The sequence below is a fragment of the Streptomyces sp. NPDC029041 genome (assembly GCF_040637515.1).
Classification (GTDB): Bacteria; Actinomycetota; Actinomycetes; order Streptomycetales; family Streptomycetaceae; genus Streptomyces.
This window is the reverse complement of the sequence record NZ_JBEZWO010000001.1, coordinates 696,675-722,552: the sequence shown is the minus strand read 5'-3', so window position 1 is coordinate 722,552 and position 25,878 is coordinate 696,675. Positions and strand designations below refer to the sequence as shown.

At 72.4% G+C, this 25,878-nt stretch carries 29 protein-coding genes; 23 read left to right on the top strand and 6 right to left on the bottom strand.

Annotated elements, in window-relative coordinates:
• The first annotated feature begins 55 nt into the window (after positions 1 to 55).
• The 6 genes from AB0F04_RS03155 (at position 56) to AB0F04_RS03130 (ending at position 7,636) form a co-directional block, all read left to right on the top strand.
• Positions 56 to 889 carry a M55 family metallopeptidase gene (locus AB0F04_RS03155; RefSeq protein WP_362037109.1) on the top strand — a complete coding sequence of 278 codons (834 nt, stop codon included), beginning with the start codon at positions 56 to 58 and terminating at the stop codon, positions 887 to 889.
• On the top strand, positions 882 to 2,195 hold the full coding sequence (locus tag AB0F04_RS03150; RefSeq protein ID WP_362037106.1) for a M20/M25/M40 family metallo-hydrolase: 1,314 nt from the start codon (positions 882 to 884) through the stop codon (positions 2,193 to 2,195). The genes AB0F04_RS03155 and AB0F04_RS03150 overlap by 8 nt, the downstream gene beginning before the upstream one ends.
• Before the next feature lie 4 nt (positions 2,196 to 2,199).
• Entirely contained in the window at positions 2,200 to 4,164 is a 1,965-nt protein-coding gene (locus AB0F04_RS03145; RefSeq protein WP_362037103.1) for a prolyl oligopeptidase family serine peptidase, read from the top strand.
• Positions 4,161 to 5,093 (top strand): LD-carboxypeptidase, encoded by a 933-nt coding sequence (locus tag AB0F04_RS03140; protein ID WP_362037100.1) that lies wholly within the window; start codon positions 4,161 to 4,163, stop codon positions 5,091 to 5,093. The genes AB0F04_RS03145 and AB0F04_RS03140 overlap by 4 nt, the downstream gene beginning before the upstream one ends.
• A gap of 132 nt (positions 5,094 to 5,225) precedes the next feature.
• Complete coding sequence (locus tag AB0F04_RS03135; RefSeq protein WP_362037098.1) at positions 5,226 to 7,007, top strand: CocE/NonD family hydrolase; 1,782 nt, start codon at positions 5,226 to 5,228, stop codon at positions 7,005 to 7,007.
• 44 nt (positions 7,008 to 7,051) lie between these two features.
• Complete coding sequence (locus tag AB0F04_RS03130; protein ID WP_362037096.1) at positions 7,052 to 7,636, top strand: GNAT family protein; 585 nt, start codon at positions 7,052 to 7,054, stop codon at positions 7,634 to 7,636.
• On the opposite strand, the gene AB0F04_RS03125 is transcribed toward AB0F04_RS03130, so the two are convergent.
• On the bottom strand, positions 7,627 to 7,974 hold the full coding sequence (locus AB0F04_RS03125) for a VOC family protein (RefSeq protein ID WP_362037094.1): 348 nt from the start codon (positions 7,972 to 7,974) through the stop codon (positions 7,627 to 7,629). The genes AB0F04_RS03130 and AB0F04_RS03125 overlap by 10 nt on opposite strands.
• 48 nt (positions 7,975 to 8,022) lie before the next feature.
• Here AB0F04_RS03125 and AB0F04_RS03120 point away from each other — a divergent pair, with 48 nt between their 5' ends.
• Together AB0F04_RS03120 and AB0F04_RS03115 are read left to right on the top strand one after the other, a co-directional pair.
• Positions 8,023 to 8,502, top strand: a complete 480-nt coding sequence (locus AB0F04_RS03120) for a phage holin family protein (protein WP_362037091.1) — start codon at positions 8,023 to 8,025, stop codon at positions 8,500 to 8,502.
• A 6-nt stretch (positions 8,503 to 8,508) separates the two neighbouring features.
• Entirely contained in the window at positions 8,509 to 9,540 is a 1,032-nt protein-coding gene (locus AB0F04_RS03115; RefSeq protein WP_362037088.1) for an SDR family oxidoreductase, read from the top strand.
• A gap of 6 nt (positions 9,541 to 9,546) precedes the next feature.
• Here AB0F04_RS03115 and AB0F04_RS03110 read toward each other — a convergent pair whose 3' ends face one another.
• A complete protein-coding gene (locus tag AB0F04_RS03110) occupies positions 9,547 to 9,879 on the bottom strand; it encodes a hypothetical protein (RefSeq protein WP_362037344.1) in 333 nt (110 codons plus the stop codon).
• Positions 9,880 to 9,961: 82 nt separating this feature from the next.
• Positions 9,962 to 10,924, bottom strand: a complete 963-nt coding sequence (locus AB0F04_RS03105; RefSeq protein ID WP_362037085.1) for a TIGR03557 family F420-dependent LLM class oxidoreductase — start codon at positions 10,922 to 10,924, stop codon at positions 9,962 to 9,964.
• Positions 10,925 to 11,096: 172 nt separating this feature from the next.
• Between AB0F04_RS03105 and AB0F04_RS03100 the strand changes: the two genes are divergently transcribed.
• The 13 genes from AB0F04_RS03100 to AB0F04_RS03040 all read left to right on the top strand — a co-directional run bounded on the left by AB0F04_RS03100 (position 11,097) and on the right by AB0F04_RS03040 (position 21,088).
• Complete coding sequence (locus tag AB0F04_RS03100) at positions 11,097 to 12,923, top strand: FAD-dependent oxidoreductase (protein WP_362037083.1); 1,827 nt, start codon at positions 11,097 to 11,099, stop codon at positions 12,921 to 12,923.
• On the top strand, positions 12,920 to 14,767 hold the full coding sequence (locus AB0F04_RS03095) for a transketolase (RefSeq protein WP_362037081.1): 1,848 nt from the start codon (positions 12,920 to 12,922) through the stop codon (positions 14,765 to 14,767). The genes AB0F04_RS03100 and AB0F04_RS03095 overlap by 4 nt, the downstream gene beginning before the upstream one ends.
• The gene (gene ligD, locus AB0F04_RS03090) at positions 14,764 to 15,693 is read left to right on the top strand and encodes a non-homologous end-joining DNA ligase (protein WP_362037078.1); all 930 of its coding nucleotides are present in this window, start codon (positions 14,764 to 14,766) and stop codon (positions 15,691 to 15,693) included. The genes AB0F04_RS03095 and ligD overlap by 4 nt, the downstream gene beginning before the upstream one ends.
• 103 nt (positions 15,694 to 15,796) lie before the next feature.
• Positions 15,797 to 16,168: a gas vesicle protein gene (locus tag AB0F04_RS03085; RefSeq protein ID WP_362037076.1), complete on the top strand. Its 372-nt coding sequence runs from the start codon at positions 15,797 to 15,799 to the stop codon at positions 16,166 to 16,168.
• Positions 16,169 to 16,214: 46 nt separating this feature from the next.
• Positions 16,215 to 16,640: a gas vesicle structural protein GvpA gene (locus AB0F04_RS03080; RefSeq protein ID WP_053673808.1), complete on the top strand. Its 426-nt coding sequence runs from the start codon at positions 16,215 to 16,217 to the stop codon at positions 16,638 to 16,640.
• The gene (locus AB0F04_RS03075) at positions 16,637 to 17,410 is read left to right on the top strand and encodes a GvpL/GvpF family gas vesicle protein (RefSeq protein WP_362037075.1); all 774 of its coding nucleotides are present in this window, start codon (positions 16,637 to 16,639) and stop codon (positions 17,408 to 17,410) included. The genes AB0F04_RS03080 and AB0F04_RS03075 overlap by 4 nt, the downstream gene beginning before the upstream one ends.
• A gap of 4 nt (positions 17,411 to 17,414) precedes the next feature.
• Positions 17,415 to 17,678, top strand: a complete 264-nt coding sequence (locus AB0F04_RS03070; protein ID WP_362037074.1) for a gas vesicle protein GvpG — start codon at positions 17,415 to 17,417, stop codon at positions 17,676 to 17,678.
• Complete coding sequence (locus tag AB0F04_RS03065; RefSeq protein ID WP_362037072.1) at positions 17,675 to 18,361, top strand: DNA primase; 687 nt, start codon at positions 17,675 to 17,677, stop codon at positions 18,359 to 18,361. The genes AB0F04_RS03070 and AB0F04_RS03065 overlap by 4 nt, the downstream gene beginning before the upstream one ends.
• On the top strand, positions 18,358 to 19,500 hold the full coding sequence (locus AB0F04_RS03060) for an SRPBCC family protein (protein WP_362037070.1): 1,143 nt from the start codon (positions 18,358 to 18,360) through the stop codon (positions 19,498 to 19,500). The genes AB0F04_RS03065 and AB0F04_RS03060 overlap by 4 nt, the downstream gene beginning before the upstream one ends.
• Positions 19,497 to 19,835, top strand: a complete 339-nt coding sequence (locus tag AB0F04_RS03055; RefSeq protein WP_053673813.1) for a gas vesicle protein — start codon at positions 19,497 to 19,499, stop codon at positions 19,833 to 19,835. The genes AB0F04_RS03060 and AB0F04_RS03055 overlap by 4 nt, the downstream gene beginning before the upstream one ends.
• Complete coding sequence (locus AB0F04_RS03050; protein WP_362037069.1) at positions 19,832 to 20,587, top strand: GvpL/GvpF family gas vesicle protein; 756 nt, start codon at positions 19,832 to 19,834, stop codon at positions 20,585 to 20,587. Before AB0F04_RS03055 ends, AB0F04_RS03050 begins: the two co-directional genes overlap by 4 nt.
• A gap of 13 nt (positions 20,588 to 20,600) precedes the next feature.
• On the top strand, positions 20,601 to 20,789 hold the full coding sequence (locus AB0F04_RS03045) for a gas vesicle protein (RefSeq protein ID WP_362037067.1): 189 nt from the start codon (positions 20,601 to 20,603) through the stop codon (positions 20,787 to 20,789).
• 35 nt (positions 20,790 to 20,824) lie between these two features.
• Positions 20,825 to 21,088, top strand: coding sequence for a gas vesicle protein K (locus AB0F04_RS03040; RefSeq protein ID WP_031108664.1), 264 nt, complete (start codon positions 20,825 to 20,827; stop codon positions 21,086 to 21,088).
• A gap of 54 nt (positions 21,089 to 21,142) precedes the next feature.
• Here the strand turns inward: AB0F04_RS03040 and AB0F04_RS03035 are convergent, their stop codons facing one another.
• Entirely contained in the window at positions 21,143 to 21,313 is a 171-nt protein-coding gene (locus tag AB0F04_RS03035) for a hydrophobic protein (protein ID WP_362037065.1), read from the bottom strand.
• A 42-nt stretch (positions 21,314 to 21,355) separates the two neighbouring features.
• Complete coding sequence (locus AB0F04_RS03030; protein WP_362037063.1) at positions 21,356 to 22,177, bottom strand: class I SAM-dependent methyltransferase; 822 nt, start codon at positions 22,175 to 22,177, stop codon at positions 21,356 to 21,358.
• 185 nt (positions 22,178 to 22,362) lie between these two features.
• Between AB0F04_RS03030 and AB0F04_RS03025 the strand changes: the two genes are divergently transcribed.
• Both AB0F04_RS03025 and AB0F04_RS03020 read left to right on the top strand, forming a co-directional pair.
• Positions 22,363 to 22,905: an MOSC domain-containing protein gene (locus AB0F04_RS03025; protein WP_362037061.1), complete on the top strand. Its 543-nt coding sequence runs from the start codon at positions 22,363 to 22,365 to the stop codon at positions 22,903 to 22,905.
• A gap of 61 nt (positions 22,906 to 22,966) precedes the next feature.
• The gene (locus tag AB0F04_RS03020; RefSeq protein WP_362037059.1) at positions 22,967 to 24,586 is read left to right on the top strand and encodes an ATP-binding cassette domain-containing protein; all 1,620 of its coding nucleotides are present in this window, start codon (positions 22,967 to 22,969) and stop codon (positions 24,584 to 24,586) included.
• A 109-nt stretch (positions 24,587 to 24,695) separates the two neighbouring features.
• On the opposite strand, the gene AB0F04_RS03015 is transcribed toward AB0F04_RS03020, so the two are convergent.
• Complete coding sequence (locus AB0F04_RS03015; protein ID WP_362037057.1) at positions 24,696 to 25,796, bottom strand: Vms1/Ankzf1 family peptidyl-tRNA hydrolase; 1,101 nt, start codon at positions 25,794 to 25,796, stop codon at positions 24,696 to 24,698.
• Positions 25,797 to 25,878: the final 82 nt, after the last annotated feature.

Below are 25,878 nucleotides of genomic sequence, written 5' to 3'. Positions count from 1 at the left end.
GCCCGTAGCGCGTAACGTGACGAACCATGAACATCTCCGCCCCGGACGGCTCGTCATGAGAGTCCTCATCAGCGCCGACATGGAGGGCGCCACCGGCGTCACCTGGCCCGACGACGTGGTGCCGGGCGCCTCCCAGTGGGAGCGCTGCCGCTCCCTGTTCACCTCCGACGTCAACGCCGCCGTCCTGGGATTCCACGACGGCGGCGCCGACGAGGTGATCATCAACGAGGCGCACTGGTCGATGCGCAACCTGCTGCTGGAGCAGCTCGACGACCGGGCGCAGCTGCTCACCGGCCGGCACAAGGCGCTGTCCATGGTGGAGGGCGTGCAGCACGGCGACATCGACGGCATCGCGTTCGTCGGCTACCACGCGGGCGCCGGCATGGAGGGCGTCCTCGCGCACACCTACCTCGCCAACTCCATCACCGGCGTGTGGCTGAACGACGTACGGGCCAGCGAAGGCCTCCTCAACGCCCACGTGGCCGCCGAGTACGGCGTACCGGTCGTGCTCGTCACCGGGGACGACGTCGCCTGCGAGGACGCGCTCGGGTACGCGCCCGAGGCGCTGAAGGTCGCGGTCAAGGACCACGTGTCGCGTTACGCGGCGGTGTGCCGGACGCCCGCCAGAACGGCGGCGGACATCCGGGCCGCCGCCAAGGAGGCCGCCGCGCTGGCGATGCGTCACGAACCCGTGCGGGGCGGCCCGTTCACCGTCGCCGTGGAGTTCGACGCCGAGCACCTGGCGATGGCCGCCACCGTCGTCCCGGGGGTGGAGCGGATAGCGGAGCGCAAGGTGGCGTACACGAGCGGGACCATGTACGAGGGCATCCGCGCCTTCAAGGCGGTCACCACGATCGTCTCGGCCGCGGTGGAGGAGCAGTATGGCTGAGCAGGTGGACGCGACCGCGCTGGACGAGGTCGTGACGTTCACGTCCGACCTCATCCGGATCGACACCACCAACCGGGGCGGGGGCGACTGCCGGGAACGGCCCGCCGCCGAGTACGCCGCCGCCCGGCTCGCCGACGCCGGGATCGAGCCGACGCTGCTGGAGCGCACCCGGGGGCGGACCAACGTCGTCGCCCGCGTCGAGGGCACCGACCCCTCGGCCGGTGCCCTGCTGCTCCACGGTCACCTGGACGTCGTGCCCGCGGCGGCCGGCGACTGGAGCGTGCACCCCTTCTCCGGGGAGATCCGCGACGGGGTCGTCTGGGGGCGCGGCGCCGTCGACATGAAGAACATGGACGCGATGATCCTGGCGGTCGTGCGCGGCTGGGCGCGCCAGGGCGTCCGGCCCCGCCGGGACGTCGTCATCGCCTTCACGGCCGACGAGGAGGCCAGCGCCGAGGACGGCTCCGGGTTCCTCGCCGACGAGCACCCCGCGCTGTTCGAGGGCTGCACCGAGGGCGTCAGCGAGTCGGGCGCCTTCACCTTCCACGACGGCGACGGCCGGCAGATCTACCCCATCGCGGCCGGGGAGCGCGGCACCGCGTGGCTGAAGCTCACCGCCCGCGGACGCGCCGGGCACGGCTCCAAGGTCAACCGGGACAACGCCGTGACCCGCCTCGCGGCCGCGATCGCCCGGATCGGCGCGCACGAGTGGCCGCTGCGGCTGACCCCGACCGTGCGCGCCGCGCTCACCGAACTCGCCGCGCTCTACGGCATCGAGACCGACCTCGGCGACGTGGACGCGCTGCTGGAGAAGCTCGGCCCGGCCGCCGCGCTCGTCGAGCCGACCCTGCGCAACAGCGCCAACCCGACCATGCTGAACGCCGGTTACAAGATCAACGTCATTCCGGGCGAGGCCGTGGCCCACGTGGACGGCCGGTACTTGCCCGGGGGCGAGGAGGAGTTCCGCGCCACCCTCGATTGGCTCACCGGGCCGGACGTGGACTGGGAGTTCCACCACCGCGAGGTCGCCCTCGAAGCGCCGGTGGACTCGGCGACGTTCGCGGGCATGCGCGCCGCCGTCGAGGAGTTCGCGCCCGAGGGCCACGTCGTGCCGTTCTGCATGTCCGGCGGCACCGACGCCAAGCAGTTCTCCCGCCTCGGCATCACCGGCTACGGCTTCACCCCGCTGAGGCTGCCGGACGGCTACGACTACGCGGCCATGTTCCACGGGGTCGACGAGCGGGTACCGGTCGAGGCGCTGCACTTCGGTGTCCGCGTACTCGACCGGTTCCTGCGGACGGCCTAGGAGAGTGGGGGAGACGGTGCGGACGCTGGCCTACGGGGCGTGGCCCTCGCCCATCGACGCGGCCATGACCGCCGCGCACGACGGGCACCCGGAGTACGTGGGCTGCGTCGGCGACGAGGTGTGGTGGACCGAGCCGCGCCCCGCCGAGGGCGGCCGGCGCACCCTGGTGAGGCGGCACGCCGACGGCCGGGAGGAGTCCCTGCTGCCCGCGCCGTGGAACGTGCGCAGCCGGGTCATCGAGTACGGCGGGCACCCGTGGGCCGCGCTCCCCGGTGAGGCCGGACCGCTGGTGGTGTTCGTGAACTTCGCCGACCAGCGGCTGTACCGCTGCCAGCCGGGCGGTGAACCCCGCCCGCTCACCCCCGTGTCCCCGGTGGGCGCGGGACTGCGCTGGGCCGAGCCGCTGCCGCTGCCCGAACGGGGTGAGGTGTGGTGCGTGCTGGAGGAGTTCACCGGCGACGGACCCAGCGACGTGCGCCGCGTCCTGGCCGCCGTCCCCCTGGACGGATCGGCGGCCGAGGACCGGGGCGCCGTACGCGAACTCACCGACGGCCGGCACCGGTTCGTGACCGGGCCGAAGCTCTCGCCCGACGGGCTCCGGGCCGCCTGGCTCGCCTGGGACCATCCGCGCATGCCCTGGGACGGCACCGAACTGCTCCTCGCCGACGTCACCCCCGACGGCACCCTGAGCGGCGCCCGGGCCGTGGCCGGCGGCCCCGGCGAGTCCATCGCCCAGGCCGACTGGACCCACGACGGCCGCCTGCTGCACGCGAGCGACCGCACCGGCTGGTGGAACCTCTACCTCGACGGGCAACCGCTGTGCCCGCGCGAGGAGGAGTTCGGCGGCGCGCTGTGGAAGCTGGGTTCGAGATGGTTCACCCCGCTCGACAGCGGTCTGATCGCCGTCGTGCACGGCCGGGGCGCCACCGCCCTCGGCGTGCTCGACCCCGAGACCGGCGAGGTCGTCGACGCCGCCGGACCCTGGACCGAGTTCGCCCCCACCCTCGCCGCCCACGGCGAACGGGTCGTCGCCGTCGGCGCCAGCCCGCGCAGCGCCTACGAGGTCGTCGAGCTGGACGCCCGCACCGGCCGGGCCCGGGTCGTCGGCGCCGAGCACGACGACGCCGTGGATCCCGCGTACTACCCCGAGCCGCAGATCCGCACCTTCACCGGCCCGGACGGGCGCGACATCCACGCCCACATCTACCCGCCGCACCACCCCGGCTGCGTGGCGCCCGGTGACGAACTGCCGCCCTACGTCGTCTGGGCGCACGGCGGGCCCACCGGCCGGGCCCCGCTCGTGCTCGACCTGGAGATCGCCTACTTCACCTCGCGCGGCATCGGCGTCGCCGAGGTCAACTACGGCGGCTCCACGGGGTACGGCCGCCCGTACCGGGAGCGGCTGCGCGAGCAGTGGGGCGTGGTGGACGTCGAGGACTGCGCCGCGGTCGCCCTGGCCCTCGCCGACGAGGGCACCGCCGACCGCCGCCGGCTCGCCGTCCGGGGCGGCAGTGCGGGCGGCTGGACCGCGGCCGCCTCGCTCACCACCACCGACGTCTACGCCTGCGGCACCATCAAGTACCCCATCCTGGATCTGGCCGGCTGGGGGACGGGCGATACCCACGACTTCGAGTCGCGGTACCTGGAGAGCCTGATCGGGCCGCTCGCCGACGTGCCCGCCCGGTACGCGGAGCGCTCGCCCGCCGCCCACGCCGACCGCCTCACCGTGCCGTTCCTGCTGCTCCAGGGCCTGGACGACGTGATCTGCCCGCCCGTGCAGTGCGAGCGGTTCCTGGCCCGGCTGGCGGGCCGGAGGGTGCCGCACGCCTATCTCACCTTCGCGGGGGAGGGGCACGGATTCCGCAGGGCGGAGACCATGGTGCGCGCTCTGGAGGCCGAACTCTCCCTCTACGCGCAGGTGTTCCGCCTGGACCCGCCCGGTGTCCCGACCCTGGGGCTCGCCGGGTGAACCCGCCCGCACGACCGCCCCGGCTCGCCCCCGGCGCCCGCGTCGCCGTCGTCGCGCCGAGCGGGCCCGTGCCCGAGGAGCGGCTCCAGGCCGGGCTCGACATCCTGCGCGGCTGGGACCTCGACCCCGTGGTGGCACCCCATGCGCTCGCCCGGCACGCAGCGCTGGGCTACCTGGCCGGCACGGACGAGCAGCGTGCCGCCGACTTCCAGGAGGCCTGGTGCGATCCGTCCGTGGCGGCCGTGCTGTGTGCCCGCGGCGGATACGGGGCGCAGCGCATGGTCGACCTGCTCGACTGGGAGGCGATGCGGGCGGCGGGCCCGAAGGTGTTCGCCGGGTTCAGTGACATCACCGTCCTGCACCAGGCCTTCGCCGGCCGTCTGGGCCTGGCCACCCTGTACGGGCCCGCGGCCGCCGGCGTGGACTTCCTCAAGAGCGCCCGGGCCCAGGACCACCTGAGGGCCACCCTCTTCGAGCCGGAGTCCGTGCAGGTCATCACGGCCGTCCCCCCGGGCGGCACCGCACTGGTGCCGGGCCGCGCCCGGGGCGTCACGCTCGGCGGCTGTCTCAGCCTGCTCGCGAGCGACCTCGGCACCCCGCACGCCCACCCCGGGGCGCGGGGCGGGCTGGTGCTGCTGGAGGACGTCGGCGAAAGCCCGTACCGCCTGGACCGCTGCCTGACCCAACTCCTGCGCAGCGGCTGGCTCGACGGCGTCGCCGGCATCGTCCTCGGTTCCTGGGCGGGATGCGGACCGTACGGGCAGGTGCGCGCGGTCCTCGCCGACCGGCTCGGCGGTCTGGGTGTCCCTGTCCTGGAGGAGTTCGGGTTCGGGCACGGCGTGGGCGCGCTGACCATGCCCCTCGGGGTGAGGGCCGAACTGGACGCCGCTTCGGGCACGTTGACCCTGGAGGAACCGGCCCTCGGCTGACGGCGGGCGCTGCTGAAATACCGTCAAGAACCCTCGTTTCGGTGATTGACGGCTCCTGACACGTGTCACACCATGACAAGCGGCCGGTACCTACTGGTCGGTATCCGGGTTGCCCTCACCGTGGAGGTCCGAGTGTCCCGACGCGCGCCCAGAACCCGCGCACTCCTCGCTCTCGCTCTGGGCGCCGCCCTGGCCGTGCCCCTCGCCCTCACCCCGCCGTCGGCCGCGGCCGACGCCTACACCGTCACGCCGCTGAAGTTCACCGTGCGGGCGGGCGGCCGCGCCTGCACGATCGACGCCGACCTCTACCGTCCCGCCGGCGTGGACCGCGACCACCCGGCGCCCGCCGTGCTCGGCACGAACGGCTTCGGCGGCGGCAAGACGGACGGCTCGACGGACGCCGTCGGCAAGGCCTTCGCCCGGCGCGGCTACGTCTCGCTCGTCTACTCCGGACTCGGCTTCGGCCGCAGCGGGTGTCTCATCTCCCTCGACGACCCGGACATCGACGGCGCCGCCGCCTCGCGGCTGGTCGACTTCCTGGGCGGCACCCGCGCCGCCGACGACGGCACCACCGCCGACTTCGTCACCCGTGACGCACCCGGCGACCCACGCGTCGGCATGATCGGCGGCTCCTACGGCGGGGCCGTCCAGCTCGCGACGGCCGCCGTCGACCACCGCCTCGACGCGCTCGTCCCGATGATCACCTGGAACGACCTGGCGTACGCGCTCGCTCCCAACAACGCCGTCGGCAGCCGGGACGTCCCCGGGGCCTTCAAGTGGCAGTGGACGAACGGCTTCTACCTCATCGGCGAGGGCCAGCCGCTGCTCCAGCCCGCTCTCGACCCCTCCCGCGTCAACTCCCTGGCCTGCCTGCACTTCGTCACCGAGGCCTGCCGGACCGTCCACACGCTCAACACCGGGCGCTTCCCGGCCGGCCGCACCGCCGAGCTGCTCGCCTACGCGCGCCGTGTGTCCCCGGTGTCCTACCTCGACCGCGTCGACACGCCGACCCTGCTGGTCCAGGGGCAGGCCGACACCCTGTTCAACCTCAACGAGGCGACGGCGACGTACCGGACGCTGAAGGCCCGGGGCACACCCGTCAAGATGATCTGGCAGTCCTGGGGGCACAGCAGCGGCCGCAGCGGCCCGGCCGCCGGAGAGCTCGACCTGACCAAGGGCAACCTGGAGACCAGCTACGTCGGCCGACGCGTCCTCGCCTGGTTCGAGCGGCACCTGCGCAACCGCCCCCACATCGACACGGGGCCGGCGTTCGCCTACCGCCGCGACTGGATCACCGACCCGGACCGCGCCTACGCCACCGCCGAACACCTCCCGCCCCTCAGCAGCACCCTGTACCTCTCCGGCGACGGCAAGCTCGTCGACGACCGCGGCAAGGTGGCCGGCGGCAGCCGCGGCTACACCAACCGGCTGATCCCCACCAGCCATTCGGACAACTCGATCGCCGCGATCATCGGGCTGCCGGACGTACCGCCGAGCGACACCGAAGGCACCTACCTCGGCTGGACGAGCGCGCCGCTGGAACGCCCCCTCGACGTCGTCGGCGCACCCCGGGCCACGCTCAAGGTCCTCTCCCCGAAGGCCGAGCGCACCCAGAACAGCTCCGACGCCGCCGACAAGCTCGTCCTGTTCGCCAAGCTCTACGACGTCGCCCCCGACGGCACCCGGACCCTGGTGCGCCGTCTGGCGGCACCGGTACGCGTCCCGGACGTCACCCGGAGCTTCACCGTCACCCTGCCCGGCATCGTGCACCGGTACGACAGAGGGCACCGGCTGCGGTTCGTGATCGCCGCGAGCGACGACGCGTACTTCGGCAACCGGGGCGTCAAGCCGGTGACCGTGGTCAGCGGGCCGCACGACACCGGGGTGCTGCGGCTTCCGGTCGCCGGCTCCTGACGCCCCGACTGGGGGCGCACGGGCAGCGCGGTTACTGTGGCGGGGTGCCGCACCACGCATCCCGCCACCTCGCCGAAGGCCCCCGGGTGGGCATACGCCCCTTCACCCACGAGGACGGCGCCGAGTTCACCGCCCGCGCCCGGGAGAGCAAGGACCTGCACCACCCGTGGCTCTTCCCGCCCACCACGGCACAGGCGTACACCGCCTACGCGGGCCGGCTGATCGAGGACCCCGCCAAGGCCGGCTTCCTGGTCTGCGCGAAGAACGACGGGGGCATCTGCGGCTTCATCAACATCAACAACATCGTCGAGGGCGGCTTCCAGTCCGGGGCGCTGGGCTACGGCGCCTTCGCGCACGCCGCCGGGCGGGGGCTGATGCGCGAAGGGCTGGACCTCGTCGTGGGCTACGCGTTCGGCCCGATGCGGCTGCACCGGCTGGAGATCAACGTCCAGCCGGGGAACGCCGCCTCGATCGCCCTGGCCCGGGGCTGCGGGTTCCGCCTGGAGGGCTTCTCGCCGAAGATGCTCTTCGTCGACGGGGCCTGGCGCGACCACGAACGCTGGGCGATCACCACCGAGATGATCACCGGGCCGGGGCGGCGCCGAGGCCCCGGCGGCGCTCAGACGTGACGGTCCACGTACTCGTAGACCGAGCCGTCCGGATGCAGGGCGATCAGGTTGCGGCCCGCCGGTGAGGCGATCGGCCCCGCGACGATCTGAGCACCCAGCTCGGTCAGCACCTTGTGGGTCTCGTCCACGTCCGTCACGGCGATCGTCGCGGCGACCTTGCGCAGCACCTCCAGTTCGGCAGGGGGACCGCTCATCAGCAGGAAGCAGCCGATCGCCGCGACCTGGACACCTCCCCGCTCGAAGCGCTGGGCTCTGCCGCCCGCCAGTCGCTCGTAGAAGGGGATCGCGGTCTCGAGGTCGTCGACGCAGACGCGCAGTGTGGCACCCAGAATCTCCATACGGCTGAGCCTAGTTACGCACAGGGGGCCGAGGGTACCCGGCCGGGCATGAAGCCGTTGGATCACCTGGAGCATCTGGACAAGCACCTCGTCGACGAGCTGGCACAGGTGGCGCGCGAGACGGTACGGGAGGAGCTGCGCGAGCAGACGCGCAAGCAGCGCCGCAAGGCCGCCCTGTACGCCGCGTCCGGCACGCTCGCCCTCTACGCGGGCGCGGCCCTCGCGCTCGCCGTGGGGCTGGCCCTCGCCCTCGCCCTGCCCGACTGGGCCGCCGCGCTGATCACCGCCGTGATCCTGGGCGCCCTCGCCTACGTGCTGCGCGGCATGGCGCGGCCGTCCGGCCCGGGTGCCGGGCACGCGGCCGGGACGGCGCCGGACCAGAACAGCGCCCGCCGGAGCGCGGCCGAAGCGGTCGGCGGCATGCCGTATCCGCCGGTGCCGCCCGCCCCGCCCGGCGGGACGGCCGCCCCGGGCCCCGTGCCCCCGCGGCCGGCGGGCGAGCCGGACGTACCCCACCGCGGGGTGTGATGCCGGGTGCGCACACCAGGGACATCGCACCGGCGCGGCCGCGTGGTGGTGGTGACCGGCGCCAGCGGAGGCGTCGGCCGGGCCACGGTCCGGGCCTTCGCCGCCCGCGGCGACAGGGTCGCCCTGCTCGCACGCGGGCGTGAGGGGCTCGCCGCCGCGGCGGACGACGTGGAACGCGCCGGAGGCGAGGCGCTCGTCGTCCCCGTGGACGTCTCCGACGCCAAGGCCGTCGAAGACGCGGCCCAGCAGGTCGTCGACGCGTACGGCCACATCGACGTCTGGGTCAACAACGCCTTCACCGGGGTGTTCGCACCGTTCACCGAGGTCGCCCCGGACGAGTTCCGGCGCGTGACCGAAGTGACGTACCTGGGCTACGTGTTCGGCACCCGGGCCGCCCTGCGCCACATGCTGCCGCGCGACCGCGGCACGATCGTGCAGGTCGGCTCCGCACTCGCCTACCGGGGCATTCCGCTGCAGTCGGCGTACTGCGGGGCCAAGCACGCGATCCAGGGGTTCAACGAGTCGGTGCGCTGCGAACTGCTGCACGCGCGCAGCGGGGTGCGGACCACGATGGTGCAGCTGCCGGGCCTCAACACCCCCCAGTTCGACTGGGTCCTGAACCGGATGCCCGGACGGGCCCGGCCGGTGGCGCCCGTGTACCAGCCGGAGGTCGCGGCCCGTGCCGTCGTGCACGCCTCGTCGCACGCACGGCGCCGCGAGTACTGGGTGGGCGGCTCCACCGCCGCCACGCTCCTCGCCAACGCGGTCGCCCCCGGGCTGCTCGACCGCTACCTCGCCCGCACCAACGTCGACGCGCAGCAGGAGGACGGCCCGCCCGAGGGCCCCGCGAACCTGTGGTCCCCGGCGGACGGGCCGCACGGGCGGGACTTCGGCGCCCACGGCCGCTTCGACGACGAATCCACGGACGACAGCTTCCAGCAGTGGCTGTCGAGGAACCGCGGGTGGATGGGCGCGGCCCTCACCACGGCGGCCGCGGCCCTGACCATGAGGAAGCTGGCAGGAGCAGCCCGGGGCTAGCGCCCTCTACGCGCCTTCCGCTCCGTCCCCGGGTTCGTCGAGGAACCGCAGCAGCACGGCCGCCTCCGCCCGCAGCCGTTCGGCACGATCCGCGTGGGCGGGGGCGGTCAAGTGTGCTGCCGCCTCCAGACGTTCCGCGGCCTCGCCGCGCACGACGTCGATCATCTCGCGCTCGCTGAGCTCGCGCCGGGCCGCCTCGGTGGCACCGGCCCCGACCGGCGAGGCCTCCAGAGCGGCCGCCCGGGGCACGGTGCCGTCCACGGGCACCGCCTCGGCGTTGTCCAGCGCGGCGAGCGTGCCACGCAGGGCACTCACCGCGGCCTTGTCCCGGGCCCGCATCGCTTCCGGCAGGGCGTCACGCATACGTAAACGAACAGACATGCGGGCGACTTTAGACGACACCGGCCCCGCCACACCCGCGTCAGACGGCCTGCTGGAGCTGCGGCAGCACCTTCGTGCGGTAGAAGTCGAAGAAGCCGCGCAGGTCCGGACCGATCTGGTTCACGTAGACCCGGTCGAAGCCCGCGTCGGCGAACTGCTTCAGCTCCGCCACGTGTTCGTCCACGTCGTCACCGCACACGCGGTTCTCCCGCACCATGTCCTCCGTGACGAGCTGCTGCGCCTGCTCGAAGTGCTTGGGGGAGGGCAGCACCTGGCCCAGTTCGCCCGGCAGCTGCTCGTTCGCCCAGAGCCGGTGGACGGTTCGGACGGCCTCTTCCTTGTCCGTGCCGTAGCAGACCTTGGTGCCGCCGCTGACCAGCTTTCCCCCGCCCCCGCCTTTGCGGTACTGCTCCACCATCGCCTCGTCCGGCATGACCGAGATGTAGCCGTCGCCGACGCGGGAGGCGAGCTGGGTCGCGGCGGGCCCGAAGCCGGAGATGTCGATCGGGATCGGCTCGTCCGGGACGGTGTACAGGCGGGCGTTCTCGACCGTGTAGTGCGGACCGTGGTGGTTGACCTCCTCGCCGGTGAACAGCCGGCGCATCACCTGGATGGCCTCCTCCAGCATGTCCAGCCGGACGTGCGCCGGGGGCCAGTGGTCGCCCAGGATGTGCTCGTTGAGCGCCTCACCGGAGCCCACCCCGAGCCGGAAGCGGTTGTTCGTCATCACCGCGCTGGTCGCCGCGGCATGCGCCACCACCGCCGGGTGCATGCGCACGGTCGGGCAGGTCACCGCCGTCTCGATCGGCAGGGACACCGCCTCGGACAGCGCGCCGATCACCGACCACACGAACGGGCTCTGGCCCTGCTCGTCGTTCCAGGGGTGGTAGTGGTCGGAGATCCACAGCGCCTGGAACCCGGCCTGCTCGGCCATCCGCGCCTGCTCGATGAGCTCGGCGGGTCCGTACTGCTCGCACGAGAGGAAGTATCCGTACTCGGGCATGGGGAGGTGCCTCCGCAACGTCGGCGGTCCGTATCCCGCACCGGGTTACCCGAGCCGGGGGCCGGAAACCGGCGTCGTCCGGGCGGGCGGGGCCCCGCCGACGTTTGGGTGCCCTGGCCAGGGGGACGCGGAAGGCTCCCGAGCTACGCGACAGCGCCGGAGGCGAGCGACCGTGAGTCGACCCCGCATCCTGATCGTCGGTGCCGGCTTCGCCGGGTACCGCACGGCCCGTACCCTGTCCCGGCTCACCCGGGGCCGGGCCCACATCACCATGCTCAACCCGACCGACTACTTCCTGTACCTGCCCCTGCTGCCCCAGGTCGCCGCCGGTGTCCTGGAGCCGCGCCGGGTCACGGTCTCCCTGTCCGACTCGCTGCCGCACGTACGGCTGGTGCTGGGCGAGGCCGACCGCATCGACCTCGACGACCGCACGCTGCACTACACCGGCCCCGAAGGGGAGGGCGGCACCCTCGCCTACGACCGGCTGGTGCTCGCCGCGGGCAGTGTCAACAAGCTGCTGCCCATCCCCGGCGTCGCCGAGCACGCGCACGGCTTCCGGGGGCTGCCCGAGGCGCTGTACCTGCGCGACCACGTGACCCGGCAGGTGGAGCTCGCGGCCTCCTCCGACGAACCGGAGACGTGCGCCGCGCGCTGCACCTTCGTCGTGGTCGGAGCGGGGTACACCGGCACCGAGGTCGCCGCGCACGGGCAGATGTTCACCGACGCGCAGGTCCGCAGGCATCCGCTGCGCCACGGCATGCGGCCGCGCTGGATGCTGCTGGACGTGGCGCCGCGGGTGCTGCCCGAGATGGACGAGAGGCTCTCCGCCACCGCCGACCGGGTGCTGCGGCAGCGGGGGGTCGACGTGCGGATGGGGACGTCCGTGAAGGAGGCCACGCACGAGGGGGTCGTGCTGACCGACGGCGAGTTCGTCGCGACCCGGACGCTGGTGTGGTGCGTGGGCGTACGGCCCGACCCGCTGGTCGAGTCCCTGGGGCTGCCCATGGAGAAGGGACGGCTGCTGGTCGACCCGCACCTGCGGGTGCCCGGGCGGCCGGAGCTGTTCGCGTGCGGTGACGTGGCCGCGGTACCCGATCTGGAGAACCCCGGGAGCTACACCCCGATGACCGCGCAGCACGCCTGGCGGCACGGCAAGGTCGCGGCGGAGAACGTCGCCGCGTCGCTCGGCCTCGGCGGTGCGCGCAAGCCCTATCGCCATCGCGACCTGGGGTTCGTCGTCGACCTGGGCGGGGCGAAGGCCGCCGCCAATCCGCTCGGCGTGCCCCTGTCCGGCGTACCGGCGGGCGCGGTGACGCGCGGCTACCATCTCGCCGCGATGCCCGGAAACCGCGTCCGGGTCGCGGCCGACTGGCTGCTGGACGCCGTACTGCCCCGCCAGGCCGTGCAGTTGGGCCTCGTACGGTCCTGGTCGGTGCCGCTCGACACCTCGTCGCCCGAGGTGGCACGGGTGGCGGGCGGGCCCGGGCAGCGGCAGGAGGCGAGCGCCCGGTCCGGGCCGGGAGCGGCGCTCGCGGCCGACACGGACGACGGGGGGACCGGCGAGGGCCGCTACCGGCCCCCCGATGAGCCCGCGAAGGGGCAGCCCGGATCCGGGGCGACGCAGGTGCGGCCCGGATCCGGGGCCGCGCGGCCGAACGCCCAGCCGCGCTCCGAGTCGGAGACGGCGAAGGGCCGCCCGACGGCGGAGGGCCCCGGCCCTGGGCCCGCACGGCCGCTCACCGAACCCGAGACGGCCAAGGGCCGCCCGGCTGCGGAGGCACCACGGGCCGCCGACGAGCCCGCGAGGAACCAGCCGGGTGGTGAGCCGGCCAGGAACCAGCCGGGTGGTGAGCCGGCCAGGAACCAGCCGGGTGGTGAGCCCGCGAAGAACCAGCCCGGACCCGGGCAGCCACCCCCGGCTCCCCACCCCGCGCCCGGCCCGGTCAAGCGAACCGACGTCCCGGACGACCCGGACGACACCACGAAAGGAGACTCATGAACACCGGTGAACTCACCGACCTCGGACAGCAGCTGCGGGTGGACAGTGTCCGTGCCGCCGCCGCGGCGGGCTCCGGGCACCCGACGTCCTCGATGTCCGCGGCCGACCTGATGGCCGTCCTGCTCGCGCACCATCTCCGCTACGACTTCGACCGCCCCGCCCACCCCGGCAACGACCGCTTCGTCCTCTCCAAGGGCCACGCCTCCCCGCTGCTGTACTCCGCGTACAAGGCGGCCGGAGCCATCGACGACGAAGAACTGCTCACCTTCCGCAAGCTGGGCAGCCGCCTCGAAGGGCACCCCACCCCGCAGCGCCTGCCCTGGGTCGAGACGGCCACCGGCTCGCTCGGGCAGGGCCTGCCCGTCGGGGTCGGCATCGCGCTGGCCGGCAAGCGGCTCGACCGCACCGGCTACCGCACCTGGGTGCTGTGCGGTGACAGCGAGCTCGCCGAGGGATCCGTGTGGGAGGCCGCCGAGCACGCCGGGTACGAGCACCTGGACAACCTCACCGTGATCGTCGACGTCAACCGGCTCGGCCAGCGCGGCCCCACCCGGCACGGCCACGACCTGGACGCCTACGCCCGGCGTTTCCAGGCCTTCGACTGGCACACCATCGAGGTCGACGGCCACGACGTCGACGCCGTCGACCGGGCCTACGCCGAAGCCGCCTCCACCAAGGGCCAGCCCACCGCGATCCTCGCCCGCACCCTCAAGGGCAAGGGCGTCGAGGGTGTCCAGGACCGCGAGGGCCTGCACGGCAAGCCGCTCCCCGAGGCCGAGGACGCGATCACCGAGCTCGGCGGCCCGCGCGACATCCGTGTCCGGGTGCAGGAGCCGCCCGCCGCCCGCATGCTGCACTCCGTGCACACCGGCGACTTCGACCTCCCGAGGTGGGACAAGGGCGAGGAGGTCGCCACCCGCAACGCCTTCGGCGAGGCGCTCGCCACCCTCGGCACCGGCCGCGGCGACATCGTCGCCCTGGACGGCGAGGTCGGCGACTCCACCCGCGCCGAGTTCTTCGCCAAGGAGCACCCCGACCGCTACTTCGAGTGCTACATCGCCGAGCAGCAGCTCGTCGCCTCGGCCGTCGGCCTCGCCTCCCGCGGCTGGGTGCCGTACGCCGCCACCTTCGCGGCCTTCCTCACGCGTGCGTACGACTTCATCAGGATGGCGTCCGTCAGCGGCTCCGGCATCAACCTCGTCGGCTCCCACGCGGGCGTCGCCATCGGCCAGGACGGCCCCAGCCAGATGGGCCTGGAGGACCTGGCGATGATGCGGGCGGTGCACGGCTCGACCGTGCTGTACCCGTGCGACGCCAACCAGACCGCGCGGCTCGTCGGGGAGATGGCCGGCCTGGAGGGCGTCCGCTACCTGCGCACCTCGCGCGGCGAGAGCCCGGTGATCTACGGCCCGGACGAGGAGTTCCCGGTCGGCGGCAGCAAGGTGCTGCGTTCCTCCGGCCAGGACCGGCTGACCCTCGTCGCGGCGGGCGTCACCGTGCACGAGGCGCTGGCCGCCGCCGAGGCCCTGGAGCAGGAGGGCATCGCCGTGCGGGTGATCGACCTGTACTCCGTGAAGCCCGTCGACCGGGCCACCCTGCATCAGGCCGCCGACGAGACCGGCTGCCTTGTGACCGTGGAGGACCACCATCCCGAGGGCGGCCTCGGGGACGCCGTCCTGGACGCCTTCACCGACGGGCGCCCCGTGCCGCGCCTGGTGCGGCTCGGCGTACGGACCATGCCCGGCTCGGCCTCCCCGGAGGAGCAGCTGCGGGCCTCGGGCATCGACGCGGAGTCCATCGCGGCGGCCGGACGGCTGCTGGTGGAGGAGGCGGTCGTGCGGTGAGCGGCGACGACGGCACGCGCAGGGTGCGGGCGGGCCGCCGCACGGTGGGGGTGCACCGGCCGGACAAGGTGCTCTTCCCGGGCGGCGGCGACGCCAAGGAGTACACCAAGGGCGACCTGGTGGACTACCACCGGGCCGTCGCGCCCTTCATGCTGCCGCACCTGCGCGGGCGCCCCCTGATGCTGGAGCGGCACCCGGACGGCATCGACGGCCCGACGTTCATGCAGAAGAACACCCCGGAGCACTACCCGGAGTGGATTTCCCGGGTCGAGGTGGCCAAGGAGGGCGGCACCGTCCGCCACGCCGTCTGCGACGACACGGCCACCCTGCTGTACCTGGTCGACCAGGCGAGCATCACCCTGCACCGCTGGCTGTCCCGCGCCGACGCCGTCGACCACCCCGACCGGCTGGTCTTCGACCTCGACCCCTCGGGGGACGACTTCGAGGCCGTGCGCGAGGCCGCCCGGCTCCTCGGGGAGCTGCTGGACGAGCTGGAGCTGCCCGCGGCCCTGATGACCACCGGCTCGCGCGGGCTGCACGTCATCGTGCCTCTGAACGGCCGGCACGACTTCGACGAGGTGCGCGCCTTCGCCCGGGACGTCGCCGAGACCCTCGTGGACGCGCACCCCGACCGGCTCACCACCGCAGCCCGCAAGAAGGAGCGCGGTGACCGGCTCTACCTCGACATCCAGCGCAACGCCTATGCCCAGACCGCCGTCGCGCCCTACACGGTCCGGCCCCGCCCGGGCGCGCCGGTGGCGACCCCCATCACCTGGGACCAGCTGGACGACCCGGAGCTGCACGCCCGCCGCTGGACCGTCGCCGACGCCGTCGAGCAGGCCCGCACCGACCCCTGGTCGGGCCTGTTGCACCGCGGCCGGGCGCTCGGACCGGCCCGACGGCGGCTGGACGCCCTGCGCGGCTGAGACCCCCAGGGAATCTCCCGGCGATCTCCCGGTGGGTGTCAGATGCATGCGCCTGTAGAGGTTTGGCGAACACTCTTGCGGCCACACGGAGGGGGAGGTGGCCATGTCGAACACAAAAAACACGCAAGAGTCACAGAGTTCACAGAAGTCTCAGGACTCGCAGAATTCCGGCAAGACGAACGACAACCACAAGGCCGACAGCCGGCCGAAGCCCATGGAAGTGCTGCGTCAGGCGCGCGGCCAGCTCGCGGAGCTCACCGGCATGGAGGCCGAGTCCGTGTCGTCCTTCGAGCAGACGGAGGACGGGTGGGCGCTGGAGGTCGAGGTCCTCGAACTCGAGCGCGTGCCCGACACGATGAGCCTGATGGCGAGCTACCAGGTGGAGCTCGACGCAGAGGGGCAGCTCACGGGTTACCGGCGTGTCCGCCGCTACGAACGCGGTCGGTCCGACGCGCGCAGGCCCGGCGGCCGCTAGGCCGCCCGACCGGACCCGCACCCATACACAAGGAGGAACATCCGGCATGACTGTCGTACCGGCACAGCAGTCCGGCGGCGGAGGCGGCAGCAGCGGTCTCTACGACGTGCTCGAACTCGTCCTGGACAGGGGGCTCGTGATCGACGCGTTCGTCCGTGTGTCCCTGGTCGGCATCGAGATTCTCAAGATCGACGTACGCGTCGTCGTCGCCAGCGTGGACACCTATCTGCGCTTCGCCGAGGCGTGCAACCGGCTCGACCTGGAGGCCGGGCCCCGCAAGGACCCGGGCCTGCCCGACCTGGTCGGCGAGATCACCGAGTCCGGTGCCCGCGGCAAGTCCAAGGGGGCGCTGTCCGGCGCCGCCGAGACCATTTCCGACGCCTTCAAGCAGGCCCGGAGCGAGAGTGAGACCGAGTCGCGTCCGCGGGCCCGCAAGAGCACGTCGTCCCGCCGTAAGGAGGAGCAGGAGTGAGCACCTACGTCTACGGCATCGCGGCGAGCTCGCACCCCGCCCTGCCCGAGGGCATGGGCGGCGTCGGGGACCCGCCCCGCGAGGTGCGCATTCTGCGGGAGGGCGACCTGGCGGCCGTCGTCAGCGAGGCGCCCGAGGGGCTGCGGCCCAAGCGCAAGGACCTGCTCGCCCACCAGAACGTGCTCAGTGAGGCCGGCGCGGCCGGCTGTGTGCTGCCCATGCGGTTCGGCAGCGTCGCCCCGGACGACAACGCCATCACGGCGGTGCTGGCCGAGCGCGCCGAGCACTACAAGGAGCGGCTGCAGGCCCTGGACAACCGGGTCGAGTACAACGTCAAGGCCAATCACGTAGAAGAGGCCGTCCTGCATCAAGTGATGGCCGAGAGCCCCGACATCCGCGGGCTCGCGGAGGCCAACCGGCAGGCGGGCGGCGGTAGTTACGACGACAAGATCAGGCTCGGCGAGCTGGTCGCGGCGGCGGTCAAGGCCAAGGAGGCCGACGACGGCGCCGCGGTGCAGCGCGCGCTGGAGACGGCCGCCGACGACGTGAGCACGGGCCCCGAGTCGACCGGCTGGCTGGCGAACGTGTCGTTCCTGGTCAACCGGGAGTCGGCGGACGCCTTCCTGGCCGCGGTCGAGCAGCTCCGCAAGGACATGCCGCACCTGGAGGTGCGGGTCAACGGACCGCTGCCGCCGTACAGCTTCGTCGAGCCCGGCCCGGCCGAGCCCGCGGGCACCGCGGTGAGTGGCACGGACACCGGAGCGGGGTGACGACGTGGGCCTGATCTCGGAGGTGCTGCTGCTGCCGTTCGCACCGGTACGCGGCAGCGCCTGGGCCGTCAGACAGGTACTCCAGGAGGCGGAGCGGATCTACTACGACCCCGCCACCGTCAGGGCTGAACTGGGCCGACTGGAGGAGCAGCTGGAGGCCGGAGAGATCACGGAAGAGGAGTTCGACCGCCTCGAGGACGAACTCCTCGACCGGCTGGAGATCGCTTCGCGCAGGAGCGCGGGAACAGGCAACGGGACGACACAATGAACCGAATGGGACTGGGCCTCGCGGTGGGGGCCGGATATCTCCTGGGACGCACCAAGAAGCTGAAGATGGCGGCCGCCGTCGGTGGCCTGGTCGCCGGGAAGAAGCTGAATCTGAGTCCGCGCATGGTCGCCGAGCTTCTCCAGCAGCAGCTGCGGAACAACCCGCAGTTCAAGGAGATCGGGGACCAGTTGCGCGAGGACCTGCGCGGCGTGGGCAAGGCGGCCTCCGGCGCCATGGTCGAGCGGCAGCTCGACGCCCTGTCCGAGCGGCTGCACGGCCGGACCGCCCAGATGCGCGACCAGCTCTCGGGCGCGGTGCCCGGCGGCCGCAAGGACGACGAGGCGGACGACGAGTACGAGGACGAGGAGCCCGAGGGCGACGAGGCGGACGAGTCCGGTGAGCCCAGGGACGAAGAGGAGTCCGAGGACTCCGCACCGCAGGAGGACGAGGAGGAGGACGAGGAGCCGGAGCCGGCGGCGAAGAAGGCACCGGCCAAGCGGCCGTCCGCGAAGAAGACGGCCAAGAAGACCGCGAAGAAGGCCCCCGCCAAGAAGGCCGCCGCGAAGAAGGCGCCGGCGAAGAGGACGGCGGCCAAGAAGAGTACGGCCGCCAAGAAGGCGACCTCCGGGAGCAGGGGCGGCAGCGCCCGGTCCCGGCAGTCGAAGGGAGGCGGTGAGGGATGAGCGAGACACTCGGATCGGCGAAGTCCGCCGCCAACGGAGCGGCGAAGAACCCGCTCACCGACCTGGCCCACAGCGAGGCCGCCGACCGGCTCAAGGCCGAGCTGCAGGAGTACCTCGCCGCCCAGGCCACCCGCATGCTGACGGGTGTCGGCCGCAAGCTCGGCGAGACCACCGGCAAGCTGAACGACATCGCCGAGGGCAACAGTCCCGGCTTCGCCAAACTCGCCCTCGACGGCGGTCGCAAGATAGCCGAGGGCAAGGGGCCGCTGCGCTCCGCACTGGAGATGGGCGGCTCGCACCTCAAGGACAAGGTCACCGGCGCCGTCAAGAACCTGGGCGGCGGCGGCAAGGGCAAGAAGGGCAAGGGCCGTTCCGGCAACAAGCCCACGGTCATCATCGAGCACATCGACGTCGGCGTGCCGCTGCGCACGGCGTACGACCAGTGGACGAAGTACCAGGACTTCAGCACCTTCGCCAAGGGCGTCAAGAGCGCGAGCCGCGACGACGACACCCACTCCGACTGGCAGGCGAAGATCTGGTGGTCCAACCGCAGCTGGAAGGCGAAGACGACCGAGCAGATCCCCGACGACCGCATCGCCTGGACCTCCGAGGGGGCCAAGGGCACCACGAAGGGCGTCGTCTCCTTCCACCGGCTCACCGAGAACCTCACCCGCGTCCTGCTCGTCATCGAGTACTACCCCTCCGGATTCTTCGAGAAGACCGGCAACATCTGGCGTGCCCAGGGCCGCCGGGCCCGGCTCGACCTCAAGAACTTCGTCCGCTTCATCACGATCAAGGGCGAGGCGGAGGACGGCTGGCGCGGTGAGATCCGCGACGGCGAGGTCGTCACCAGCCATGAGGACGCCCTCGCCGAGGAGGAGTCCGAGGAGGGCTCCGAGGAAGAGCGCCCCGAGGGTGAGGGCGAGGACGCCGAGGGCGAGTACGAGGACGAGGACGCCGAGGAGCCGGAAGAAGGGGACGAGGAGGAGCCCGAGGGCGAGTACGAGGACGACTCCGAGGCCGAGTACGACGATGAGGACGAGGAGGAGCCCGAGGACGAGGAGGAACCCGAAGGGGAGTACGAGGACGACGAGTACGAGGACGAGGACGAGGAAGTCGAGGCGGGGAGCCGGCGATGACGACGCCCAGCAGGATGCCCGAGCCCTACGGTCAGGGAAGCAGTGCCAACCTCGCCGACATCCTCGAACGGGTGCTGGACAAGGGCATCGTCATTGCGGGCGACATCCGGATCAATCTGCTCGACATCGAACTCCTCACCATCAAACTGCGGTTGATCGTCGCCTCGGTCGACAAGGCGAAGGAGATGGGAATCGACTGGTGGGAGACCGACCCGGCCCTGAGCTCACGGGCCCGCCGGGACGAACTGACCCGTGAGAACGCCGAGTTGCGCGAGAGGCTGGCCCGGTTGGAGGAACTGGAGCCCGGCCGCGCGGAGAAGAAGGAGGCACCGTGACCGGACTGCGGTACGTCTACGCCGTCTGCCGCCCCTTCGGCACACCCCTCCAGGCCCAGCTGACCGGGGTCGCGGGTGATCCACCCAGAGCACTGACTCACCACGGCCTGGTGGCCGTGGTGAGCCACGTGCCGGAGCGGGACTTCGCCGAAGAGCCGCTCCGGCGCCATCTGGAGGACCTGGACTGGCTGACCGAGACCGCCCGCGCCCACCAGGGCGTCATCGACGCGCTCACCACGGTCACCACCCCGCTGCCGCTGCGTCTCGGCACCGTCTTCCACGACGACAGCGGCGTGCGGATGATGATCGAGGCCCGCGAGGAGGACTTCCGGCGCACCCTGGACCGGCTGGAAGGCCGCGTGGAGTGGGGCGTCAAGGTCTACGCCGAGTCCGAACCGCAGGAGAGCGCCACGTCCGCGCAGAAACCCGCGTCGGGCCGGGACTACCTGCGGCAGCGGCGCATGCAGACCAGGTCCCACGAAGAAATGTGGCAGAAGGCCGAGGCTTTCTCGAACCGGCTGCACGAGGAGCTCTCCGCATTCGCGGAGGATTCCCGGTTGCATCCCCCCCAGAACCCCGCGCTTTCCAAGGCGACGGGGCGGAACGTGCTGAATGCCGCCTATCTCGTCCCGCGTGCGCATTCCGAGGAATTCGTGGAACTGGTGGACCGCACGAAGGGGGAGGCGCCTGGAATGCGCATCGAACTCACCGGCCCCTGGGCGGCCTATTCGTTCGCCGGGGAGGCCACGTGAACGGGGAGAATCCGTGACCATAGTGGAACGCCGTGAGGTCGCCCTCGTGGACCTGCTCGACCGGCTGCTCGCCGGCGGCGTCGTGATCACGGGGGACATCACCCTGCGCATCGCCGACGTCGACCTGGTCCGTATCGACCTCAACGCGCTCATCAGCTCGGTGAACGCCCAGGTGCCCTCACCGTTCGAGGAGTTGCTGTGACCGCCCCGGAGAACCCCCGGCCGCGCTCGAACCACATGGATCTGGAGCCCGACACCGTCGAGCGCGACCTGGTCAAACTCGTGCTGACGGTGGTGGAGCTGCTGCGCCAGCTCATGGAGCGCCAGGCGCTGCGCCGGTTCGACGTGGGGGATTTGAGCGAGGAGCAGGAGGAGCGGATCGGGCTCACGCTCATGCTGCTCGACGAGCGGATGACGGAACTGCGCGAGCGCTACGGACTGCGGCCCGAGGACCTCAACCTGGACCTCGGGCCGCTCGGGCCGCTGCTCCCGCGGGACTGACGCGCGCACCCGTCTCCCCGGGCCTGCCCCAGGCCCGGGGAGACGAGTGCTCATTCACCACCTGTACCAACGGCCCCTGCCGCCGGTTGCCGACGTGCCGCGGACGAAGAATCCCAGCAGCCACAGCACGAGAACCGCGAGTGCGATCCACCAGAGAACCTCTACTGCAAATCCGGCGCCGAACAGAACCAGGGCCAGAAGCAGCACCAGCAGGATGGGAACCATAATTCGAACCTCCTGCTTTCAGGGTGTCCCCGAAACGGTGCTTCAGGCTTCCTTGCGGCAGAGAATTTCTCCGTGCAGCACGCTGAACCATCCGTCCTCCCGCGGGCCCCACTCCCGCCAGGCCTCGGCCACCGCCCGCAGTTGTCCGTCGTCGGCGTGCCCGCCCAGCCGGGCCCGGTCCGCGTACGCGGAGGCCAGTGTGCGGTCCGCCCACAGACCGCTCCACCAGGCCCGCTCCTCGGGCGTGTCGAAGGTCCACGTGCCGGACGTCGCCGTGATGTCCGCGAACCCGGCCCGCAGCGCCCAGGCCTTCAGCCGGCGTCCGGCGTCCGGCTCGCCGCCGTTGGCCCGGGCGACCCGGCGGTAGAGGTCCAGCCAGGCGTCGAGCCCCTCGGACGCCGGGTACCAGGCCATGGCCGCGTAGTCCGCGTCCCGCACGGCGACGATCCCGCCGGGCCTGACGACCCGCTTCATCTCGCGCAGCGCCCGCACCGGGTCGCCCACGTGCTGGAGCACCTGGTGGGCGTGGACCACGCAGAACGTGTCGTCCGGGTAGTCCAGTGCGTGCACGTCGGCGACCGCGAAGTCGATGTTGGTCAGTCCGCGCCCGGCCGCTGTGGCGCGTGCCCGCTCCAGGATCTCCGGGACCCGGTCGACGCCGGTGACCTGTCCGTCGGGCACGAGCTCCGCCAGGTCGGCGGTGATCGTGCCCGGCCCGCAGCCGATGTCGAGGATCTTCATGTGAGGCCTGAGCGAAGGCACCAGATAGGCGGCGGAGTTGGCGGCGGTCCGCCAGGTGTGCGAGCGCAGGACGGACTCGTGGTGCCCGTGGGTGTAGACGGCGGTGTCCCGGGGTTCCGGCATGGCGGATCCCACCCCTTCCGGTCGGGTCGGCAGGAGATCACCGTACGCGGTATGGCCGCATGTTGAGACCAAGCGTCCTGCCATATGGACTGACGGTGTGTCAGTTCAGGAGGGCTGGACACATCGGCTTCCACCGGGCAGGCTCGCGACGATCACCAACGGCGACACAGGGGGGAAACCGACAGATGAACGCGCACGTGACAGCCGTCAGCAGCAACGGGGAGTACTCCTTCACCAAGCCGAACCGCGAGAGCATCACGCTGCTCACCGGGCTCGGGGTGGAAGGGGACGTGCACGCCGGGGTGACGGTCAAGCACCGCTCACGCGTCGCACAGGACCCCACCCTGCCGAACCTGCGCCAGGTCCACCTCATGCACGAAGAACTCTTCGCGGAGGTGGGCGAGGGCGGATTCGACGTGGCGCCCGGCCAACTCGGCGAGAACATCACCACGCGGGGCATCGACCTGCTCGGACTGCCGACCGGCACGCTGCTGCACATCGGCGACGGCGCGGTCCTCGAGGTCACCGGGCTGCGCAACCCCTGCCTGCAGATCGATCATTTCCAGGACGGTCTGCTCAAGCAGGTCGTCGGACGCGACGAGGCGGGGAACATCGTGCGCAAGGCGGGGATCATGAGCGTGGTGCGGGAGGGGGGCGTGGTGCGCCCCGGAGACCCGATCGATGTGGAGCTCCCGAGCGAGCCGCACCGGCCGCTGGAAGCCGTCTGACCGGCACCCCGCGCCGAAACCCGTTTGCCCCCCGGACCCGGGCCCGCCCAGAATCGCGCCCATGGGACACCTCGAAGCCGCGCACCTGGAGTACTACCTGCCCGATGGAAGGGCGCTGCTGGGTGATGTCTCCTTCCGGGTGGGGGAGGGGGCCGTCGTGGCCCTCGTCGGGCCCAACGGCGCCGGGAAGACCACCCTGCTGCGGATGCTCGCCGGTGAGCTCAAGCCGCACGGCGGCTCCGTGGTCGTCGGCGGCGGGCTCGGCGTCATGCGGCAGTTCGTGGGCTCCGTACGCGACGAGACCACCGTGCGGGACCTGCTCGTGTCCGTCGCCACGCCCCGCATCCGCGAGGCGGCGAAGGCCGTCGACAAGGCCGAGCACGCCATCATGACCGTCGACGACGAGGCCGCCCAGCTGGCGTACGCGCAGGCCCTCGCCGACTGGGCGGAGGTCCGCGGCTACGAGGCCGAGACGCTGTGGGACATGTGCACCACGGCCGCGCTCGGGGTGCCCTACGACAAGGCGCAGTTCCGGGAGGTCCGCACCCTCTCCGGCGGCGAGCAGAAGCGGCTCGTCCTGGAGGCGCTGCTGCGCGGCACGGACGAGGTGCTGCTCCTCGACGAGCCCGACAACTACCTCGACGTCCCCGGCAAGCGGTGGCTGGAGGAACGGCTGAAGGAGACCCGCAAGACGGTTCTGTTCGTCTCCCACGACCGAGAACTCCTCGCCCGAGCCGCCCAGCGGATCATCTCCCTGGAACCCGGCCCCGCCGGGGCCGACGCCTGGGTGCACGGCGGCGGTTTCGCCACCTTCCACGAGGCCCGGCGCGAGCGCTTCGCCCGCTTCGAGGAGCTGCGCAGGCGCTGGGACGAGAAGCACGCGCAGCTGAAGAAGCTCGTGCTGACACTGCGTCAGGCCGCCGCGATCAGCCATGAGATGGCCTCCCGCTACGCCGCCGCGCAGACCCGGCTGCGCAAGTTCGAGGAGGCCGGCCCGCCGCCGGAGCCACCGCGCGAGCAGGACATCAGGATGCGCATCAAGGGCGGCCGTACCGGCGTCCGGGCGGTCACCTGCGCGAACCTGGAGCTCACCGGCCTGATGAAACCCTTCGACCTGGAGGTCTTCTACGGCGAACGCGTCGCCGTCCTCGGTTCCAACGGCTCCGGCAAGTCCCACTTCCTGCGCCTGCTGGCCGGTGACGACGTGGCGCACACAGGGCACTGGAAGCTGGGCGCACGCGTCGTGCCCGGCCACTTCGCGCAGACGCACGCACACCCGGAGCTGGAGAGTCGCACGCTCCTCGACATCCTGTGGAAGGAACACGCACAGGACCGCGGCGCCGCGTCCTCGCGACTGCGCCGCTACGAGCTCACCCAGCAGGCGGAGCAGACGTTCGAACGCCTCTCCGGAGGCCAGCAGGCACGCTTCCAGATCCTGCTGCTCGAGCTCCAGGGCGTGACGGCGCTGCTGCTGGACGAGCCGACCGACAACCTGGACCTGGAGTCCGCCGAGGCGCTCCAGGAGGGCCTGGAGGCCTTCGACGGCACGGTTCTCGCCGTCACCCACGACCGCTGGTTCGCCCGCTCCTTCGACCGCTTCCTGGTCTTCGGCAGCGACGGCCGGGTCCGGGAGACCCCGGACCCGGTCTGGGACGAACGACGGGTGGAACGGGCGCGCTAGGGAGCGCGCCCCCTCAGGGGGTGCGGGGAACTGCGCGACCGGCCACGATGTGCCCGCACACGCGACGTGTGCAGCAGCGCCACGGAGGCCGGGCGCACAGCAACCCCGGTCACTTCCAGCGCAGCAGCGCTCCGAGGCCCCCCACCGGGACCTCCTCCTGGGAAACCGCCAGCGCGGGCGCGTCCGTGGCCACCGCGGAGCGGATCAGCGCGTCGTCGGCGCGGGCCGGCCACGAGTGCTGCTCGCCGAGGACCTTCAGGTCCGTGCGGCGCACGGCGAGCTGGTCGGGGTCCTCCCCGATCCACACCTCGCGGTGCGCGTCGGGCCCGTCCACCCTGACCAGCAGCTCGTCGATGCGGTGCTCCCGCGCCGCCTCGACCAGCGCCGGCACGCCTTCGACGGCTCCGGCCCGGCCCTCGTCATCCGGGGTGCGGGAGGCGCGGAAGCGCTCCAGTTCCGCCTCGGCCCGCCGCCCCACGTGCTCCGCCCGGGCCCGCTCCACGTCCTCGTCGAGCAGCCGGCTGCCCGTGCCGTGCGGCGCCTCCACCACCAGGTCGTGCAGCCGCTTGGGCAGCCGCTCGTGCACGGACCGCCGCTCACGGTCGTCGCCGACGAGAATCAGCAGGTCGGCTTTGGTCTCCTCCTGGCACACCGCGAGCGCGTCGGCGATCTCCGCGGCGTTGTGCTCCCAGGTGTTCTCCACCCGCAGCTGGAAGTGCCGCTCGGACCAGTCCGCGGAGCTCGTCCGGTGCACCGGCCACTGCCGCCCGGTGACGCTTCCGGCGTCCTCCCGGCCCAGCGCGTTGCGCAGCTCGAAGTCCGCGCCCTTGCGGTCGACGTACGCCACCACGCACACCGGGTCCTCCCCGGCCAGCTCCAGCAGCGGCGCGACCCGCGGCAGCGGTGCCCATTCGGCCCAGTCACCGCCCCGCGGGGGACGGACCAGCGGCGGGTCGAGGACGACCTCGCCGGCGCGGGCGAAGAAGGCCCGGCCGTGTGGCTCGGAGGAGTGCTTCAGATCCTCGATCGCGCTGCGCACGGCCTGGCACGTCGCCTCGTCCGCTCCCTGTTCGGCCAGCTGCCCGGCCATCGCCTGGGCGGTCAGCTCCCGCTCGTGGGGAGTGCCCTCCGTGTGCCGTGAGGTGTCGACGTACACGGAGGCCCAGGGCCCGGAGTGTTCGTACAGTGGGTGCAGAAAGGCGAGATCCATGGTTCCTCCCGGATGCCGCTCGGGGGTAGTGCTCAGTTGCTCCGGGGGCGGGTACCCGGACGGCGGAGACGAACACGACGAG